We start from the raw sequence: 18,355 nt of genomic DNA on the forward strand, positions 1-18,355 counted from the left end.
AGCGACAGCAGTTTCCTATGCTGATCGCTTTTATTTACAGTTCTTTTTTGACAGGCGTTGGCGTCACTTTGCTGCGGAACAGCGCGAGGGCCTCCGACCATTTGGAGACGACCGGCATTTGCTCCACCTTCCCAATGAGCCACACGGATACCATTAGACCAAGCAGGGAAACCAGAACGGCTGATGGCAGAGCCCAAATCGAAGTCGGATGCGCAAAAAAAGGAACGAACGACACCGCCAAAATCGGCGCTGCATTCCATTTGAGAAGTTGTATAAGAGAGATCGTGACAATGGCCGTAAGGAAAAAAGAGACGGCTCCGTGACTCACGCTGTACATCACACTCCCGATCGTTACAGCAACGATCGCGCCTAATGTAATTCGGCCGACATCTTTAATTTGGTCCACGCGATGCATGAACAGGAAGCTGAATGCACCAAGTGTCGGATAAAAAACCATCTTTAGCGATGGAAAATGATAGGAAGCCCAGTAAGCTCCCATTAAGTAGCAGCAAATGATGATTGAACGCAGAAGCATCGCAAGTTTCCGTCCTTTATTGTAAGTAACAAGAAGCAGCAAGCCTGAGCCTGCTGCTAAGCTTTTCTTATTTTACCTAAGATCCAAGAGGATGGTCAATTCCAATTTCCGTCTGTTCATTTCGGTTAATTCCGGTCCACAGATACGGTCGTCGAGGCAAAAAACTTCGCCACCGCAAAAGATGCCGCGCCGAGCACGGTCGAACGGTCGCTGAGCCGGGAGAACTCAACGTTCAGCAGCTTTCGCGGATGCGGCAGAGAACGCTTCTCCAACAAGTTCAGCAGCGGCTTCATCAGCCATTTCTCGGCGCCGGCCAGCCGGCCTCCAAGAATGATGAATTCGGGATTATAGCCGTTGATGATGTTGATGACACCCACGCCCAGGTAATACCCCAGCCGCTCGAAAAGGGCGATCACCGTCTTGTCTCCGGCTTCCGCCTTGCTCAGCAGCGTTTCAAGCTGTGCCGGTTCACCCAGTTGCTGACGGGCTTGCTCCAGCAGTGCATGCTCGGAGGCATACAGCTCCCAGCAGCCTAAGCTGCCGCAGCGGCATTTCGGTCCGTCATGCTGGATGGAAATATGCCCGATCTCGCCGGAGAAACCGGTCGCACCACGGTAAAGCTCGCCTTTGATAATGATGCCCGCGCCGATCCCGATCCCGATAGAAACATAGACCAGGTTAGCCGTGTCTTTCCCAGCGCCGAACTGCTTCTCCCCAACGGCTCCTGCGTTAGCTTCATTATCGATGACGACAGGAATATTAAACGTATCTTCGATGTGCTTCTGCAGCGGCACATTCTCCCAACCTAAATTCGGGGCAAACAGCAGATTCCCGTCCTCATCGCATATGCCAGGCACACCAATGCCAATGCCGATAACCCCATAGGCGCTTTCCGGCGCGCTGCCGATCAGCTCGCGGATCGTCTTTTTCAAGAGCTGAATGACCGTTTCAACGGATGCGTTGTCATGCAGAACTCTTTTTTCGCTGATAACCTTACCGGTCAGGTCTGTCAAAACAGCGAGTATATCATGAACGCCCAGATCCACACCGATGGCGTATCCCGCCGTTCCATTGAAGATGAGCATCATCGGCTTCCGTCCGCCGCTGGACTCGCCCGCGCCGATTTCATCGACCAGGCTGCTTTCGATCAGCTCGTTCACAAGGCTGGATACCGTCGCTTTCGTAAGCCCTGTAATCTCCGCGATCCGCGCGCGGGATATGGGCGAGTCTGTGCGAATATGGTGGAGCACGATGGATTTATTTATTTTTTTCACTAAATTCAAATCGCCTGTTTGCTTCATAACTAGCCCCCACACCGCTCCTACAGCTTGTCTTTTCTACTATCTTTGTAAGTGATTGAACTGATTTTAACACGAAAGGCTCCGTCACGCACCAACTAAGTTTGTTTAATGAATTTACAAACTTTATGAATGATGTTATGATGACTTCATAAGCATTTATTATTCCATTTTTGGAGGTTGAATTCATGAGCTACTTTGAGAACATTCAACAAATCAAGTACGAAGGCCGCACATCGACGAACCCGCTGTCTTTTAAATTTTATAACCCTGACCAAGTGATTCTAGGCAAAACAATGCGCGAGCATATGCGTTTTGCAATCGCTTACTGGCACTCTTTCTCCGCTAACGGCTCCGATCCGTTCGGCAGCGGCACGGCCATTCGCGCTTGGGATCAATATTCCGGCCTTGAACTGGCTAAAGCGCGCGTTGACGCTTGCTTCGAGCTTCTGCACATTCTCGATGTCGACTACTTTGCCTTCCATGACCGCGACATTGCGCCGGAAGGCAGCACATTGCAGGAAACGAACCAATACCTGGACGAGATCGTTGCCCTGATCAAAGAAAAAATGCAAGCTACCGGCAAAAAATTGCTGTGGAACACGGCAAACATGTTCACGAACCCGCGTTTCGTGCACGGTGCTGCTACGACGAATAACGCCGACGTTTTTGCTTATGCAGCTGCGCAAGTGAAAAAAGCGTTGGATCATGCGAAAGAACTCGGCTCTGAAAACTACGTTTTCTGGGGCGGCCGCGAGGGCTATGAGACGCTGTTGAACACCGACCTTGGCCTGGAGCTCGACAACCTTGCCCGCTTCCTGCACATGGCGGTTGATTATGCCAAAGAAATCGGCTACACCGGTCAATTCCTGATCGAGCCTAAGCCGAAAGAGCCATCCAAACACCAATACGATTTCGATGCGGCAACGACGCTTTCTTTCTTGCAAAAATATGATCTGCTTCCGTATTTCAAATTAAACCTGGAAGCTAACCATGCTACGCTTGCTGGCCACACGTTCGAGCACGAGCTTCGCGTTGCCCGCATCAACGGCGTTCTTGGTTCCATCGATGCGAACCAAGGTGATCTGCTGCTCGGTTGGGATACCGACGAGTTCCCTACGGACCTGTACGCGACGACACTTGCGATGTACGAAATTCTGCTTAATGAAGGCGGAATCGGCAGCGGCGGCGTGAACTTCGACGCCAAAGTTCGCCGTACGTCCTTCGAGCCGATTGACGTGGTGTACGCCCACATCGCTGGGATGGACTCCTTTGCGCGCGGCTTGCAAGTCGCTGCCAAAATGATCGAAGACCGCGTATTCGACAACATTCTCGATACGCGCTACGCTTCCTTCAAATCCGGCATCGGCGCGGATATCGTGTCCGGCAAAGCAAACTTCAGAACACTTGAAGCTTACGCGCTGGAAAACAGCCACAACATCGTGAACCAATCCGGCCGTTTGGAATTGATTAAGGCTACAGTGAATCAGTACCTGATTAACTCTTAATTGCCTTCATACTCCCGCTAGCGGGACGCAACATGAGACTGTCTCAAAAGGTCAGAAATGACCTGATGGACAGTCTTTTTCGTCTTCCGGCTGAGAGACCCCACCATCACTCCGAAAAAACCACCGATTAAACACAAGAGAAAGCTGTAAAGTCGCCCATGTGCTGACAAACGTCCAATACCAGCTCCAAGCGCGGTATTCAATCAGTTCGGTATGCCTCTCGAGCAAAACTTCAATCAGCGTGATGGCTGCGGGAAATGCCAGTACGAAGAGGAAGCGTGTCCAGCCCTTTTTTACCTTCGGATAATAAATATTCAAATAAACGGCAATGATCGGGTACCCCATAAATTCAAACGTCAAGCTGGAGTAGTTGCGCTGCAGCTCTCTTACCGGATAATCCAGCCAGTCGTTCTGCACAACGATAAGCCCCAGGATCCAGCTCAAAAACTGTTGAAACAAAAAAGCAACCTGCGCTTTACGACGGTCTCGTTTTGGCACGAGGAGCATTCCGATGACGGAAATTGCCCACACGGCTAAAATAATCATATGGTCTGCCTTAACATTCATAACCGTCGTTCTGCCCTTCCTTCTATATCTTCCTTCCGTATCTCCCGTTGAAAAAACCATGCCGCATATTTCCTTACCGCATTTAAGACAATCCATAAGAGCAGCATGTGAAGGTATATATCAAAATGAATATAATCCAAAAGTTCCGTGTAGCTGGAAATCAGCTTCAAGTAGATGCCTATCAACAAGACGGTGCGAACGTGATAAAAAAACTTTCCCGCAACCGATTTCTGGCTTGGATAGTGCAGCGCAAACAGCGTCGAGACCAGTGGAAAAAAAATATAATTATTAGTGAAGTTGCTTCCGGAGGCCGCAGGAAATTCACGGATTGGATTCTCAATAGCCTGCCACTCGACTAACAGCAAGCTCATGCTCCAGGTTATCATCTGAGTCGATAGGAATAACAGCACAGCTTCCCGAGCCCGATGCTTCGGTATCATGACCGGAATGAGAATGATACAAAGCACCCAGATCATGATCAAAATCACTCGTTCCACTGTCATGGTTATCAGCCTTTCTGAGCTCCGACTTACAGCTCTTCGACATTTTTTTCTGCAGGTTGCAGCGGTGCATCATCGTTGTTGTCACGCACGGTTTTTTGAAGCACGAAGGAGGACATGGTGAGAAATAAAGCTGTAACGGCGTAATACCCTTTTACGGAAAGCAGCTGTTCGAGATTAATAATGCCGATGAACATGCCCAGCAGCGCAAGCGCGAAAGAACTCCATGCCAGAAAAGTAAAGGCCGATGTGTTTCGTTTGCGGGAATCGTAGCCGTCCTCTAAATTATCGCGAATGACTTTTTGCAGCACAAACGCCGACATTGTCAGGAATAAGGCGCATACGGCGAAATAACCTTTTACGCTCAGCGATTCTTCTAATGTGTAAATGCCTATGAACATGGCTAGGAAAGCGCCGATAAAGGATGCCCATGCCATAAAAGTAAAAGCCGCTGTATTCCGTCTCCGATTATTGAGTATCATCTTTGAAATCCCCCTTGGCTGCTGCTGCAACCGTGTAGTATCTAGCTCTTGATACTTATTATAGGAGAATGGAATCATTCCAAATAGTACTATTTACCAATAGTACCCTTCGATCTGCCTATGACTCAATCGCAAACAGCCACACCTAACGCCATATGTTCCCAAAAGGTCGTCTGAATGTGCTTAGCCTCCTCCTTGGTGCAATTGACGAGCACGACCACTTCCGTTTTTTTGCCTGGGGCTGCCGGTTTCTCGCCTTTTTTCTTTTTATGCCAGATATCAATAAGGACCCCGAGCGAGAACCCCACAGCTGCGCCAATCAGCCCCCAAAGGATGGCCCCGCCTTTTAACACAAAGCCGTATGTCGAGCCAATGACCGTGAACGCTGTGGCCAAGGCGGTGCCGGCATCAAACAAACTAATGCCATCCGAGCCGTGGATACTGTCGAACATTCTAGGTTTTCCTGGCCGCTCTAGCAACGGAACCGCATATATATTTTCCTTGTGTACACCCGCTTCTTCAATAGCGGTAATCGCCAGCTCCAAATAGATGGAGTGTTCAAATGACGCTATGACATGCATGGTAGCCTCCTCATTTTCGAAGCAATGATTTAGGAAACGGAAATTGTGAGGGCTGATAACTATTTTTCAACATCGCAGCCTGTTCATGATCAAATAACTTGTTATACTCGACCGTATTGGCATAAGCATCGTAAACGGCAAATCCATAAATGGAAGGCAGAAAAAGGACCCAATGCATGTCCAGCACGCTGTTAGCTTTGGATAAGTCCCAATACAGGAGATAATGGATTCCTTCGAGTAAATGAGACCAATAAGAAACAACAATCCAGTTCACCAAGACGAAAAAGGCGTTGATGATACGATGCGTATACAACTGCCCCATCCCCGGCATCAGCAGGGACCAGACAACCGCCAGCCAAGGGGAGCGTTTATCCAGGTAGTTAATTTCCATACCGGACATTTTGAACGAATCGATCGGTGCGTTTTCCCGCCTCGCAAGTACAAATTGATGGTTCAAATCCACACAGGTGCGATAGCTATCGTAGATGGAAAATAAATAAACAGGAGCATAGAGAGACATCCAGCGGATATTCAGCACATCATTGGCTTTGTCGAACTGCCCGGTAAAGGTATACACGATAGCTTCATTCAAATGCATCTGACTGTTAATCAGCATCTCCCAACCAATGAGCATAAAGCCGCGAAAGTATTTGGATAGCAGCAAATGGCCAAAACCGGGGAAAGCTGCAGACCACCAAGCTATGATATAGGGATTCCGCAAATGCAGCTGGGTAATGCCCATTAAGCTGACGAAGGCAATTTGACGGCGGGGTTTCTGTGGCATGTGCAGCATCCTTATGAAGAATAAGTTTCCAGTTATTCTATTATCTTCGCTGGTGTGTAAGATATGCATTTCTTTGAGACAATTGTTTGCGCATAGACATACACCCATCTGGCTTATTTGGAATATGGTAAAGAAAAAAGTAGGCTCGGATCCGATACCTTGCTTACGAATGAAAGTGAGGAATCTCCCCATGCAGATTCACGTTGTCCAGAAAGGACAGACGTTATATCGAATTTCGCAAACTTATGGTGTATCCGTGGATACGATTGCAGCAGCCAATGAGATGACGCCCAGCCAATCACTGGTTATCGGACAGGCATTGGTCATTCCAATCGCAGGCTCGTACTATTGGGTACAGCCTGGCGAGAATCTCTATTCGATTGCCCATAAGCTCGGTCTTGACCTCCACGAGCTTGCATCGATTAACGGACTGACCCAGTATCAACCGCTGACCGCCGGTTTTCGCCTATACATCCCGCCTACTCCCCGTAAGCAGGCAGAAGTAAATGCCTACGTGGAACCACGGGGGAACGATGTGTCGCCAGCCTTGATTCAAGCTTCTAGGGAAGCGGCGCCGCATCTCACCTACTTAGCGCCATTCTCCTTCCGCATTAAGCGGGACGGCACCTTACAGCACCCGCCGCTCGACAGTCTCCGAAGCATTGCCTCGCAGCAAGGGACCACCTTGATGATGGTTGTCACCAATCTCGAGCGCGATCAGTTCAGCGCTGAGCTCGGCCATATTATCCTCACGGATGAAACGGTCCAAAACCGCCTGCTGCAGACGATTCTAGCGACGGCTAAGGAGCTTGGCTTCAAGGATATCCATTTCGACATCGAGCATCTTTTCCCGGATGACCGCGATGCGTACAATCGCTTTCTGCGGAAAGCAGCGGACCAAATCCATCAGCAAGGCTACCTGATGTCCACGGCGCTCGCGCCCAAAACAAGCGCAGCCCAAGCCGGTGAGTGGTACTCCGCGCACGATTACAAAGCGCATGGCCAAATCGCTGACTTCGTCATCATTATGACGTACGAGTGGGGCTACAGCGGCGGTCCCCCTATGGCGGTATCTCCCATCGGTCCGGTACGCAAAGTGCTGGAGTATGCCATTACCGAAATGCCAGCCTCCAAAGTGATGATGGGTCAAAATCTGTACGGCTACGATTGGACGCTTCCATACGTCAAAGGCGGCCCCTTCGCCAAAGCCATCTCTCCGCAAGCTGCGATTGATTTGGCGCGCAAGTACAACGCACAAATCCTGTACGATTACACGGCTCAAGCTCCGCACTTCAATTATTGGGACGATGCCGGCAAAGAGCATACCGTTTGGTTCGAGGATGCCCGCTCCATTCAAGCGAAGTTTCGTTTGTTGAAGGAACTTGGCTTACGGGGCATTAGCTACTGGAAGCTGGGACTTAAATTCCCGCAAAACTGGCTGCTGCTTGAAGAAAATTTCAAAGTCGTCAAACGTTCGTGAGATGAAGTTCGCTACACCCGGAAACGGTTAGCTGCCTGTTGAAGCTGCCCTGCCATATCGGACAGCGTTCTGGAGGAGATTGAAATCTCCTCCATCATGGCCAGCTGCTCTTCATTGGCAGCTGCTGATTCCTGGCTCGCTGACGCACCAATGTTCGCCGACTCCGTCACGCGCTCCATATGCGAAACGACTTCATCGCTGCGCACCGTTACTTGAGCGATCGCTTCGCTCACATCCTCCACTTTCATTAAAACTCCGCCGAATGCCTCTTTCATCGACAGGAGCGAAACGTTCACTTGCTGCGAAGCGGTTACGCTGTCTTCCGTCAATTTCATGCTCTGCTTCATTGCCATATCCACATTTCCTGCTTTGTGCTCAATCTCATGCAGCAGCCGTGCGATTTGTTTCGCTGCCTCATTCGTTTGCCCGGACAGTTTCTGAACCTCACCCGCCACAATGCTGAATCCTTTGCCGGCCTCACCTGCTCTGGCAGCTTCAATGGCAGCATTCAGCGCCAGCAGATTCGTTTGTTTCGCAATCTCGGTGATAACGTGAATGATGGAGCTGATTTGACCACAGCTGTGCCCCAGCTCATCCGCAATCGTCCGTGCCGCCAACACTTTATCGGAAACGAGTCCAATTCGCTCCCTCATCGTCGCAACGGCGTCCATTCCCGCTAAGGAAGCGTCTGCCGCAGACTCTGCCAGCTGCGCCATCGCCCGGCTATCTCCGCGAATAGCAGCCATCTCATCTTTCACAACCTGTATGGTGCCTAAAGTCTCCGTGACAATCGCTACTTGCTCTTGGACGCCTTGCGACAAAGCGTCTGTCGAAACGGCAATCGTTTCAGCGGCCATTTTGCTTTGCTCGGCATGGCTTGCAAAATGCTCAGCCTGCCGGGTGAGGACATGCGCTCCCTGCTGGACATCCCCGATGAATGCCCGCAAGCTAACCAGCATGGATTGGAACGAACGCTGCAGCATGCCGACTTCATCCTTCCAGGCAGCACCGTCCACCTCCACGGAAAGATTCCCGGCTTCCGCTTCAGCCATAAGCCGTTGCATCGTTTTGAGCGGTCTGACAATGAGCGATGAGATCCATCTGCCGATCACATAAAAAATGCCGATAGCAACAAGCGAAGATGTAATCAATAACCAGATCAAATGCCGATACTGCTGAATGCGTTCTTTGTTTAACGCCTCTGAGGTTTCCAACCGGTCTTGCTGCAAGCTGTCTACATAACCGCTAATGTCTTCCATCAGGCTTTTCACGTGTGTTTTATAGTACAGATAAGCCTCTTTCGTCTGGCCGGACGAAGACCAAGCTTTTACTTTTTGTTGATCTTCCTCATAAGCCATCAGCGCCTCTCTTAGCTTGGACATCCATAATTCCCCAACGGGTTCACCCGCGAGGGATACCTCGTAATCTTTCAGTAATTGATCGGTTCTAACGCGGGTTTTGTTCATCTCATTATCCAGAACGTCTTTATAGTGGTTGTCCGGTGTTAAAATATGTTCCAGGAGCCGATCGTTCATGATATGAACGTTGCTCTCTACTTAGTTGATCCAAGTTGTAGGCAAATAATCGGTTTCGTACATAATTTCCGCTTTTTTGTTGATATCTCTGAGAAAAAAGAAGCTCGTCACCGTCAGGATGATGAGGAAAAGAACAGCCAACACATTCAACGCCAATATTTTCATGCTAATTTTCAAATTTCCAACGATGTGATTCATCTTAAACCTCTCCACTTTTCTCATCTCCCCATAAGTAATCTGCTTTAAATATACAGGTCAGCGAGAAAGTTAACAATGAATACAAAATAATTTCATATGTTTTATTTTTATTAATTGTTTTTAGTTGCATTTTACAAAATACACTGTCATTTATCATCCGGAGGTTAAATTATGGGTACATATTGTGACAGCTATTCATTTCACCTCTCTCCATGCCGATATTAACTAAGTTCCCTGTTTTTTCATTCATAACTTATTACGGAACGATATCGGAGGGATTAGATCGTGAAGTTAAGACACAGCAAATGGTTATCCTTGGTAATCGTATTCATTTTAGCCAGTCAATCTTTAGTCGCTGGAAGCGCCTTTGCCGCCGAGGAGATTTCCAAACTCGTCCTGAACAAAAATGAGCTTGCTCTGCAAGTTGGGGATACCGCGAATCTGACGGCAACCGCCATTTTCGTAAGCGGATCTACCGAGAATGCAACGGTCAAGACGGATTGGAATTCCGGTACGACAGATGTAGCTTCCGTCTATGCAGGTGTAGTCACGGCCAAAAAAGAAGGGAAAGCCGTCATTACCGCTACTTATATGGGCAAGACCGAAATTGTAAATGTCAATGTAAGCAAAAAGGTTAAATCCTTAACCAAAGATAAACGTTCCCTCGATCTGCGCCTTAATGCCACCGAGCAGGTTGCGGTCACCGCCTACTATGATGACGGCACCTCTGAGGATGTCACGAACAAAGCGGATTACAGCGTGGATACAAGCTCCATCGTGACTGTAACCAACGGACTCGTGAAGGGACAAAATCCCGGCAGCGCAACGATCACGATCAAATATATGAATCAATCCCTTACTCTTGACGTCGATGTTGAGGTTGTCAGACGCATTGATGCCGAGAAATCGAATGTATCGCTGCTTTTGAACGGAACTGAGAAAATTAAAATTATGGCGACTTACCCGGACGGCGCCGTAGCCGACGTTTCGGACAAGGCCGTCTGGACGACAGACAAAGCGAAAGTAGCCGACGCCATCAAGGGAACGATTACGGGTTACGGAGTAGGTACGGCAAGCTTGACAGCTACCTACGGCACGAAATCCACAACGATTACTGTCGATGTAGACAGCGCCCTTAAACTTGAATTAGATAAGCAGAACCTGCTTATGAAGAAAAATGCTACCGGCGAACTGAAATTAACCGCGACATATGCCGATGGAAAGACAGAAGATATCACAGATCGCGCAGAGTGGGCATCCAGTGACGAGAATATCGTCCAAGTTTCAAAAGGAAAGCTCTCTGCTTTAGCTATTGGCGAGGCAAAGATTTACGCGAAGTACGGTGAAAAAGCAGTGATGGCCAACGTGGACGTGGAAGTTCCCCGCCGCTTGGTTGTAGATACCGATCTGGTTTCCTTGCAAACAGGTCAGGATCAACTTCTGGTCCTCCGCGCTACTTATGCCGACGGCACAAGCGCAGTCGTTACGGATAGCGCCGATTGGAGCGTAGACGATGAGAATGTTGCTTTTGTCACTAAAGGGAAAATCACGACATACAAAGCAGGGATCGCCACAGTAACGGCGAAATACGGCGGCAAAACGACGACAACTATCGTCGAAGTCGATATCCCTTCCATTATCAAACCAAGCAAGAAAATCGTAAATTTACAAATCGGCGGGTCCGAAAAAATTACGTTAACAGCCTCTTTCAAGGACGGAAGAGAGGTTGATGTCACGAACAAAGCAGAGTGGACAACCAGCTCCAAAGATATTGCCGAGGCACGCGGCGGTGACATCTCGGGTCTTGCGACCGGCGCAGCGACTATTACAGCCAAGTATGGTACGCGCTCCGCGGTCGTTCAAGTATCAGTAGGCGTTCTAAAGAGCTTGACAGTCAGCGAAGAGAAACTGATCATGAAAAAAGGCGACACGGTTACGTTGAAAGCGGAAGCTCTTTATACGGATGATACGAAGAAAGATGTTACCTCCGACGTGATTTGGACCAGTAGCAATGCAAAAACGGCCACGGTTGACAGCGGAAAAGTGAAGGCGCTCGCCTCCGGAGAAACGACGCTGACCGCTCAGCTGGATAACAAAACAGTAACCGTTCCTGTCCAGGTCGATATGGCAAGCGATCTTTCAGCGAGTGTAGCTAATCTGGTTTTTGATCTGAATGAAACACGCTCTATCGTTCTTACCGCTACCGATTCCTCAGGCGCAACGCGCAATGTTACAGGCGAGGCGGAGTGGAAAACGAGCAACAGCGCCATTGTGTTAGTGTCAAAAGGGGTCGCTACCCCAGTTGCCCGAGGGAAAGCTACCATCACAGCTACCTATGGCGGCAAAAGTGTATCTATCCCGGTTGAAATCGGCGTCGTAGCCGGACTCGTGGCGGATAAATCATTCATCGTGACAAAAAGCGGCGACCAAGTCCAAGTGAAATTAACCGCGACACTATCTAACGGAACAACTAAAGATGTCACTGGTGATGCCACATGGAAAGTAAGCGCCTATAAGCTGGGTACCGTTACAAATGGACTTTTCACAGCTACAGGCTCAGGGAAAACAACGATTACAGGATCTTTCGGCGGCAAAATGGTTGCCATTCCTGTGGAAATCGATTCACTGAAATATTTGAAGACTGATGTCGTCAAAATCGAGCTTAAAGAAGGCAGCACGGCCAAAGTTGCAGCTCTCGCCACTTATACGGACGGATCGGAAGAAGATGTCACCAAGCCAGCCTTGTGGACATCATCTAATATTATGATCGCGGATGTGAAGGACGGCGTCATCAAAGCAACTGGCAAAGGAACTGCGAGAATAACGGTTACGTATTCCAACATGAGAACAACCGTGCAAGTAACGGTGACCAAATAATACAAAGGGCTATTCCTCAAGAAGGATCATTTACTTGAGGAATAGCCCTTTTTTTATTGTGTCGACGTCGTCTCGGTCTGTGGTGGTCCTTCTCCTCCGCATACATAAGTTTTCGTTCATAGGGGAATATAACCATACCTGCATTTACAGGCTGTTTTTGAATAAGTGCTTGGAGGTATGGAATATGTTCCCCCGATTTATGAAGCTGGCTTTGATTTCTTTCTTGTGCATTACCGCCCTGCTCGGGGCTCACCATTATCGTATGCACCCGCATAACCAGCAGACGATCTCGACAGCTGAAAGCCGGGAAGCGGCCAAGCAAGGCTCCCCAACGTTTTTTCACACGAATCCTTTCGGCATGCCGGGTGCAGACGCAAGGCTGCAAAAGATGACGGATATGAATCAACATGCCGCGGCATACGGACTTACACCGCCAACATCAATGAAATCTTTAACGGTTCATACGCAGGAAAAAGCAGACAAGGGCTGGACCGGCTGGAGTTACATCGGGCTGCTGGGACTGCTGGGGCTGTTTGGAATCAGAGGCCGTTCGGAGTCTTCTTACTCGGAATAAGCTGCTACCAGGAGCATGTTCCCCTGTTTCGGGGAGCAGGCTCTTTTTCATTCATGCCACTTCTTGGACAAAAGTTTAAAGTATGGACATTTGTTTAAGATTGCGTTACACTAGAGATAGTCAACGATCGAAAGGAGCCACTTCATGGATCGTGAACAGCAAATTTTAGCGCTCATTCGTCAAAATCCATTCATTTCTCAGCATGAAATAGCCAGCATCATCGGCATTTCCCGATCCGCTGTCGCCGGTTACATCGCTGCGCTGACCAAAAAAGGGACGATCCGCGGACGCGCTTACGTGACCTCAGATGAGAATACGGTCATGTGCATCGGCGGTGCAAACCTGGACAGCAAAGCGACCAGTAAGCAGGCCATTCGACTGGCCTCCTCGAATCCGGTCACCGTGACGGAATCCTGTGGCGGCGTTGCCCGCAATATCGCAGAGACACTGGCGGGACTGGCTTGCCAGACCGCATTGCTCACCGTTGTGGGCGACGATAAGGCCGGACAGTGGGTGCTGGAGGAGACACGGAAACGCGGAGTTGACGTCAGTCAAGCTATCGTTCTCCAGGGCGAGAATACGGGGACGTACACGGCTCTGCTCGATGCGACGGGCGAGATGTTCCTCGCTTTTGCGAATATGGACATTTACGATAAATGCACACCTGCCCTGCTTCGGGACAAGTGGCCGCATGTCGCCTCTGCCAAAATCGCCATTGCCGATACGAACTTACCCGCGGAGACGCTTGGCGAATTAATTGATCGGTGCAGGGAAGAAAATCTCCCATTATTTATCGATCCCGTCTCATCGGAAAAAGCCAAAAAACTTCCGCAAGACCTTCGCGGCGTAACCGCAATTTTCCCCAATCTCGAGGAAGCTTGCCAGCTTGCTGGAATTACCCCCGGCAGCAGCAGCGATTACAGCCTGATTGCGGGAGCGATACGCGCACGAGGCGTTCGCCACGTCTTCATTACGCTTGGCAGTCAAGGCGTGATGTATGCCGGTGAAGAAGGCGAGCATCATTTCCCGCCGATTCCTACCAAAGTCGTGGACGTCACGGGAGCAGGCGATGCATTTGTCGCCGGTATTACTTATGGCGTTATGAAGGAATATTCCTATATGGAATCCTGCGTATACGGACTCGCGGCTTCCCATATTACACTGCAAACCGCTCAATCTGTCGCTAGCGAGCTGACGGAAGAACGACTGGAACAAACCCTACTTCACTTAAAAAAAGGAGACGAAACCCTATCATGAATACAACTTACCTAACGTTTACCGATGAAGTTAAAGAGGCTTTGGCGAACAATAAACCTGTCGTTGCTCTGGAAACGACGATCATCTCTCACGGGATGCCTTACCCGCAAAACATAGAAATGGCTAGAAAAGTCGAACAAATCATCCGCGACAACGGTGCGGTTCCAGCTACGATCGGCATCATGGACGGCAAAATCAAGATCGGTTTGAACGAACAAGAGCTTGAAGCATTCGCGACGAATCCCAATGTGGAAAAAGTTAGCCGCCGCGACTTCCCTTACATCCTCTCGTCCGGCCAAATCGGCGCGACGACGGTCGCTGCCACAATGATCGGCGCAGCACTGGCGGGTATCGAAGTTTTCGCTACCGGCGGCATCGGCGGCGTTCACCGCGAAGGCGAAGTGTCCATGGACGTCTCCGCTGATTTGACCGAGCTGGCGCAAACGAACGTTGCCGTTATCTGCGCAGGCGTGAAATCGATTCTCGATATCGGCCGTACGCTCGAATATTTAGAGACGCACGGTGTACCTGTGGTCGGGTACAAAACGAGCGAGTTCCCGTCTTTCTATGCCCGCGAGAGCGGCTACGGCGTAGACTTCCGCCTCGATGAGGCTGCTGAAGTTGCGGCTATGCTCCGCACGAAGTGGGAGTTGGGCCTTAACGGCGGTGCCGTCATCGCCAACCCGGTCCCTGCGGAATCCGCCATGGAACGTGCGGAGATCGAAGGCTTCATTCAGCAGGCGCTTGCTGAAGCCAAAGATCAGAACGTGACCGGCAAAAAGGTCACGCCTTTCCTGCTAGCGCGCATCAAACAGCTAACCGAAGGCCGCAGCTTGGAGACTAACATCGCGCTGGTGTACCACAATGCGGAAACCGCTGCAAAAATTGCGGTAGCTCTTAAGAACTAAACGTCTGGCCGCCTATACAAAGCGGACGATAACCAAAACAACCCTCCATGTCCACAAACACTGTGGACGTGGAGGGTTTCTTTTTTGGGGCTAATCGTGCAGCGACTTACTCGCTGACCCATAGTGTTTTCTGCGCGAACGGGGTGCGCTCCGCTTTCGGAGGAGCCATGTCCGCGTAGCCGATGTAGACGAAGCCGACCAGCTCCTCCTTCGCGCCGAGGCTGAAAGCTTCGCGCATCTTCGGATGATAGGTCGGCGCACCCGTCCGCCAGATCGTAGCCAGACCGAGCGCGTGCGCGGTCAGCATCATATTCTGTACCGCGGTGTGCGCAGCCGCGTACTCCTCTACCTCCGGCACGACTTCCTGTGCCGACGGAGTGACCGCCACGGCGATGACCACCGGCGCGCGGAACGCTTTTTTCTCCTGGGCGCTTTTCAGCTTAGCCAGCTCTTCCTCGGACAGCAGCGGATCGGCGCCCGCCGCCGCCACTTCGGCGTAGCCTTTCCCCAGCAGCGCGCGGCCCTCGCCCGTCATAACCCAAAACCGCCACGGTTCGGTATGACAATGGTTTGGCGCCCACGTACCCGCTTCCAAAATCTCTTCAATCAGCGCTCGATCAACAGGCTCCTGCTTGACCTTTCCAATGCTGCGCCGACTACGAATCGCTTCTTTTACATCCATCTTTTTTACCACTCCATCCATTCATTCTTCGATTGATTTCTTCCTACTCTAAGTCTATTGTGACATGACTGATGCCGGAACAGCAAACATGCAGGTTTATCTGCCCATTAATCTGCTGAAAGCGCTGATTTCAGCCGTACCATTACCGTTTTCACCGTGTATACTTTTCTCCGATCGTATTTATTGAAGCCCCATTCCAAATTAGGGGAACTTCATTCCCTTATTTATGGAAAAAAGCGAAATACTGAGAGTTAAGGGTAACTACAGGGTCTTATTTCACCTCCATCCTCCCTCTATGCATCCAGAAAAGCGAAATAGCGGACCATAGGTCCCTCTCCCTTGCTCAAATGGCTATTTCGGGTAAAATAGCTCCCTGTAGTTCCCCTTCCTGCCCGTGCTACCTTGAAACCACCCGTGACGCATGAATCAGGAACAAGATTCGCTCGCCCCGCCCCCAATTCTTAGATGCAAAAAAAGGACTCTTAACGAATGAAGCATTCGCAGAGTCCTTCTTGATCTTATCGTATATGTATGAAAACTTACTTATCTTTTTTTGCGTGTGAACCGTCGCAGTTGCCTTCGCTGTTTTGAGTGTTTCCGCATGCACATTGAGCCATGAATCTCAGCCTCCCTTGTTGGTTTATCGTGTTGATTTTATTATATCCATATTACTTACATTTGTAAAGTAGTTTATTAAAAGTTAGTAAATGATTTTAATTATCATTCTCAACTAGGCACTATTTCATATGAATCTCTCTAGCACTCTCCTGCCTGGACTGCCAAGAATTTGACAATGACACTTTCAATCAGGCAAGCTATAGTTATAGCAACAGAACGACGCACGATAGATTGCTAGAATCATCAAAGTTTAATTGCTGGAGCCACAGTTTGATCAATTGGTTTCCTTTTCCTCACAAATCATCATTATCCCAGGGAGGTACTATCGAATGAAAAAACTTACAATGATCGCGACAGCTGCTATAGCTTTCTCCTTAATCACTTCCGCAGCACTTACCCACCCGGCTTCCGCGGCGGGTAAAACAAGTGCAGATTTCACGGATCTGTCCAGCATCGATGCTTCGCTGAAAGCCAAAATTGACGCCATGCTGGCAACCGATATCTTCGAAGGCGTGTCCGACAATACGTTCGGCATTACGCAAAATATGACTCGCGCACAGTTTGCCAAAGTAGCCACTCTCATTTATGACATTCCCGTTGATTCAGCTGTTAAAGTGTCCAGTTTCTCCGACGTTCGTGCGGACGATCCGGCTAACGGTTGGGCCATTCCTTACATTGAAGCGGCGAAAAAGGCAGGTCTCATCGACGGTGTAACGGATACGACCTTCGTTCCGGGCGACTCCGTAACCGCGGGTCAACTCGACACCTTGCTGCTTAAAGGACTTGGCAAAAAAGTCAACGTAACGGGTTCTCCTTGGTACTCGGATGCCGTGAAGCAAGCGACTGAGCTTGGCATTCATCCGACTGGCAAGTCGGGCGATCAGCCGGCAAACCGCGCTGACCTTGTTCAAAGCTCTTATTCCGCTCAGCAAGCTTTTGACAACAGAACGCTCATTTCGATCACCAAAGTTCAACCTTCTTCCGATAATAAACAGGTTCAAGTTTCTCTAAATACAAAAGTGGACACTGCCAAAGCAACGTTAACGCTCAAAAGTGGCACCGCCACGGTTCCTGCCGCAACGACATGGTCTGCAGATGGCCTCACAGCAACGCTGACGGTTGATTCTGCGCTTGCCGCCGGTGATTACACAGTAACGCTTGGCGGTCTGGATGCTTCAACTGTTCAAACAGCTTCCGGCAGCTTCAGCGTAGCTGCAACTGGCACTGGAACCGAAACTGGAAATGGAAATGTTGCGATTATCGGTAATTACACATTGCCTGCTGTCATTGACAGCGGCCTAACAGCCTCAGCAGCAGGCTCAATCACCAAAGCAATCGCTGAAGATCCAACCCAAAGTCGATTTGCCAAAGAAATCGAGATTAAATTAACCGCGGCTAACGGCGATACCGTGGCTACACCAGGTATTGTTCAATCCGTTTTCTCATCTGACTCCAGCATCGCCAAAGTGGGTCTTTCAGCGGATCACCGCGCTTATGTGATCGGCAACAAGGCGGGAACAGCAGAAGTAACTGTCATGGTTCAGATTGGCAATGGCGATCCCAAGCAATTAAAAGTAACGGTAACTGTTACGAATGACGCCATGACTGCGAAGGAATTTAAAGCAAACGAAACATCTATCAATAAAGCTATGACGGTTGACGGCGGCGTCTACAAAGCCGATATTAATCCATTTACCGACATGGATCTTGCTCTAACAGATAACTTCGGTATCACTTATAAAAACTCAGAAATTGAAGATTACAATTTTGCTCTGGGCACACTCTTCATTACCAACGATGTTGTAGGAGATGCGAATGCACCTGTAGGAACCGTAACCGCCGGTCCGGGAGGCCAAATTCATGTTGTAGGCAATGTGACTTCATTCGAATTGACAGCTGTGACTCCATCCGGTCAGCAAGCGACAAGCTATGTAACGCTTACGCGCTAATATGTAACACAAAAAAGGCTAT

Annotated in this window: 16 protein-coding genes and 2 pseudogenes; 7 read left to right on the forward strand and 11 right to left on the reverse strand. The window is 49.5% G+C overall.

The genetic code is table 11. The features are described from left to right. Positions 1–34: 34 nt before the first annotated feature. Both GC097_RS17760 and GC097_RS17765 read right to left on the reverse strand, forming a co-directional pair. A complete protein-coding gene (locus tag GC097_RS17760) occupies positions 35–535 on the reverse strand; it encodes a hypothetical protein (protein WP_171684642.1) in 501 nt (166 codons plus the stop codon). A 125-nt stretch (positions 536–660) separates the two neighbouring features. Then, entirely contained in the window at positions 661–1,836 is a 1,176-nt protein-coding gene (locus GC097_RS17765; RefSeq protein ID WP_171684643.1) for an ROK family transcriptional regulator, read from the reverse strand. A gap of 185 nt (positions 1,837–2,021) precedes the next feature. Between GC097_RS17765 and xylA the strand changes: the two genes are divergently transcribed. Continuing rightward, on the forward strand, positions 2,022–3,341 hold the full coding sequence (gene xylA, locus GC097_RS17770) for a xylose isomerase (RefSeq protein WP_171684644.1): 1,320 nt from the start codon (positions 2,022–2,024) through the stop codon (positions 3,339–3,341). A gap of 51 nt (positions 3,342–3,392) precedes the next feature. On the opposite strand, the gene GC097_RS17775 is transcribed toward xylA, so the two are convergent. From GC097_RS17775 to GC097_RS33930, 6 genes and pseudogenes are all read right to left on the reverse strand, one after another. Further along, positions 3,393–3,908, reverse strand: a complete 516-nt coding sequence (locus GC097_RS17775) for a CBO0543 family protein (protein ID WP_171684645.1) — start codon at positions 3,906–3,908, stop codon at positions 3,393–3,395. Continuing rightward, the gene (locus GC097_RS17780; RefSeq protein ID WP_171684646.1) at positions 3,905–4,411 is read right to left on the reverse strand and encodes a CBO0543 family protein; all 507 of its coding nucleotides are present in this window, start codon (positions 4,409–4,411) and stop codon (positions 3,905–3,907) included. The genes GC097_RS17775 and GC097_RS17780 overlap by 4 nt, the downstream gene beginning before the upstream one ends. Before the next feature lie 26 nt (positions 4,412–4,437). Beyond that, the gene (locus tag GC097_RS17785; protein WP_281364309.1) at positions 4,438–4,641 is read right to left on the reverse strand and encodes a YiaA/YiaB family inner membrane protein; all 204 of its coding nucleotides are present in this window, start codon (positions 4,639–4,641) and stop codon (positions 4,438–4,440) included. Beyond that, positions 4,586–4,890 (reverse strand): annotated as a pseudogene (locus GC097_RS34750) (YiaA/YiaB family inner membrane protein). The gene GC097_RS17785 and the pseudogene GC097_RS34750 overlap by 56 nt, the downstream one beginning before the upstream one ends. A 125-nt stretch (positions 4,891–5,015) precedes the next feature. Then, positions 5,016–5,471 carry a hypothetical protein gene (locus GC097_RS33925; RefSeq protein WP_216625807.1) on the reverse strand — a complete coding sequence of 152 codons (456 nt, stop codon included), beginning with the start codon at positions 5,469–5,471 and terminating at the stop codon, positions 5,016–5,018. A 10-nt stretch (positions 5,472–5,481) separates the two neighbouring features. Then, positions 5,482–6,255, reverse strand: coding sequence for a hypothetical protein (locus GC097_RS33930; protein WP_246294315.1), 774 nt, complete (start codon positions 6,253–6,255; stop codon positions 5,482–5,484). Between the two features lie 190 nt (positions 6,256–6,445). Here GC097_RS33930 and GC097_RS17795 point away from each other — a divergent pair, with 190 nt between their 5' ends. Then, a complete protein-coding gene (locus GC097_RS17795) occupies positions 6,446–7,735 on the forward strand; it encodes a glycoside hydrolase family 18 protein (protein WP_171684647.1) in 1,290 nt (429 codons plus the stop codon). Between the two features lie 11 nt (positions 7,736–7,746). Here the strand turns inward: GC097_RS17795 and GC097_RS34755 are convergent, their stop codons facing one another. Further along, on the reverse strand, positions 7,747–8,694 hold the full coding sequence (locus GC097_RS34755) for a methyl-accepting chemotaxis protein (RefSeq protein ID WP_312875697.1): 948 nt from the start codon (positions 8,692–8,694) through the stop codon (positions 7,747–7,749). After that, positions 8,686–9,492 (reverse strand): annotated as a pseudogene (locus GC097_RS34760) (MCP four helix bundle domain-containing protein); the annotation flags it as partial. The pseudogene GC097_RS34760 and the gene GC097_RS34755, both read right to left, overlap by 9 nt. A 261-nt stretch (positions 9,493–9,753) precedes the next feature. Between GC097_RS34760 and GC097_RS17810 the strand changes: the two are divergent. From GC097_RS17810 to GC097_RS17825, 4 genes are all read left to right on the forward strand, one after another. Next, positions 9,754–12,345: an Ig-like domain-containing protein gene (locus tag GC097_RS17810; RefSeq protein ID WP_312875692.1), complete on the forward strand. Its 2,592-nt coding sequence runs from the start codon at positions 9,754–9,756 to the stop codon at positions 12,343–12,345. A gap of 199 nt (positions 12,346–12,544) precedes the next feature. Further along, on the forward strand, positions 12,545–12,919 hold the full coding sequence (locus GC097_RS17815) for a hypothetical protein (protein ID WP_171684650.1): 375 nt from the start codon (positions 12,545–12,547) through the stop codon (positions 12,917–12,919). Between the two features lie 144 nt (positions 12,920–13,063). Next, complete coding sequence (locus tag GC097_RS17820) at positions 13,064–14,176, forward strand: carbohydrate kinase (RefSeq protein ID WP_171684651.1); 1,113 nt, start codon at positions 13,064–13,066, stop codon at positions 14,174–14,176. Beyond that, positions 14,173–15,084, forward strand: coding sequence for a pseudouridine-5'-phosphate glycosidase (locus GC097_RS17825; RefSeq protein WP_171684652.1), 912 nt, complete (start codon positions 14,173–14,175; stop codon positions 15,082–15,084). The genes GC097_RS17820 and GC097_RS17825 overlap by 4 nt, the downstream gene beginning before the upstream one ends. A gap of 106 nt (positions 15,085–15,190) precedes the next feature. Here GC097_RS17825 and GC097_RS17830 read toward each other — a convergent pair whose 3' ends face one another. Continuing rightward, the gene (locus GC097_RS17830; RefSeq protein WP_246294316.1) at positions 15,191–15,787 is read right to left on the reverse strand and encodes a nitroreductase family protein; all 597 of its coding nucleotides are present in this window, start codon (positions 15,785–15,787) and stop codon (positions 15,191–15,193) included. 926 nt (positions 15,788–16,713) lie between these two features. Here GC097_RS17830 and GC097_RS17835 point away from each other — a divergent pair. Further along, on the forward strand, positions 16,714–18,333 hold the full coding sequence (locus GC097_RS17835; protein ID WP_171684653.1) for an S-layer homology domain-containing protein: 1,620 nt from the start codon (positions 16,714–16,716) through the stop codon (positions 18,331–18,333). Positions 18,334–18,355: the final 22 nt, after the last annotated feature.

Source organism: Paenibacillus planticolens, from assembly GCF_013141725.1.
Taxonomy (GTDB): domain Bacteria; phylum Bacillota; class Bacilli; order Paenibacillales; family NBRC-103111; genus Paenibacillus_E; species Paenibacillus_E planticolens.

Bases quoted from the DNA above. Each gene is read 5' to 3' on its own strand.
- GC097_RS17760 (WP_171684642.1), bottom strand. From the start codon at position 535: ATGCTTCTGCGTTCAATCATCATTTGCTGCTACTTAATGGGAGCTTAC.
- GC097_RS17765 (WP_171684643.1), bottom strand. From the start codon at position 1,836: ATGAAGCAAACAGGCGATTTGAATTTAGTGAAAAAAATAAATAAATCC.
- xylA (WP_171684644.1), top strand. From the start codon at position 2,022: ATGAGCTACTTTGAGAACATTCAACAAATCAAGTACGAAGGCCGCACA.
- GC097_RS17775 (WP_171684645.1), bottom strand. From the start codon at position 3,908: ATGAATGTTAAGGCAGACCATATGATTATTTTAGCCGTGTGGGCAATT.
- GC097_RS17780 (WP_171684646.1), bottom strand. From the start codon at position 4,411: ATGACAGTGGAACGAGTGATTTTGATCATGATCTGGGTGCTTTGTATC.
- GC097_RS33925 (WP_216625807.1), bottom strand. From the start codon at position 5,471: ATGCATGTCATAGCGTCATTTGAACACTCCATCTATTTGGAGCTGGCG.
- GC097_RS33930 (WP_246294315.1), bottom strand. From the start codon at position 6,255: ATGCCACAGAAACCCCGCCGTCAAATTGCCTTCGTCAGCTTAATGGGC.
- GC097_RS17795 (WP_171684647.1), top strand. From the start codon at position 6,446: ATGCAGATTCACGTTGTCCAGAAAGGACAGACGTTATATCGAATTTCG.
- GC097_RS34755 (WP_312875697.1), bottom strand. From the start codon at position 8,694: ATGCTGGTTAGCTTGCGGGCATTCATCGGGGATGTCCAGCAGGGAGCG.
- GC097_RS17815 (WP_171684650.1), top strand. From the start codon at position 12,545: ATGAAGCTGGCTTTGATTTCTTTCTTGTGCATTACCGCCCTGCTCGGG.
- GC097_RS17820 (WP_171684651.1), top strand. From the start codon at position 13,064: ATGGATCGTGAACAGCAAATTTTAGCGCTCATTCGTCAAAATCCATTC.
- GC097_RS17825 (WP_171684652.1), top strand. From the start codon at position 14,173: ATGAATACAACTTACCTAACGTTTACCGATGAAGTTAAAGAGGCTTTG.
- GC097_RS17830 (WP_246294316.1), bottom strand. From the start codon at position 15,787: ATGGATGGAGTGGTAAAAAAGATGGATGTAAAAGAAGCGATTCGTAGT.
- GC097_RS17835 (WP_171684653.1), top strand. From the start codon at position 16,714: ATGAAAAAACTTACAATGATCGCGACAGCTGCTATAGCTTTCTCCTTA.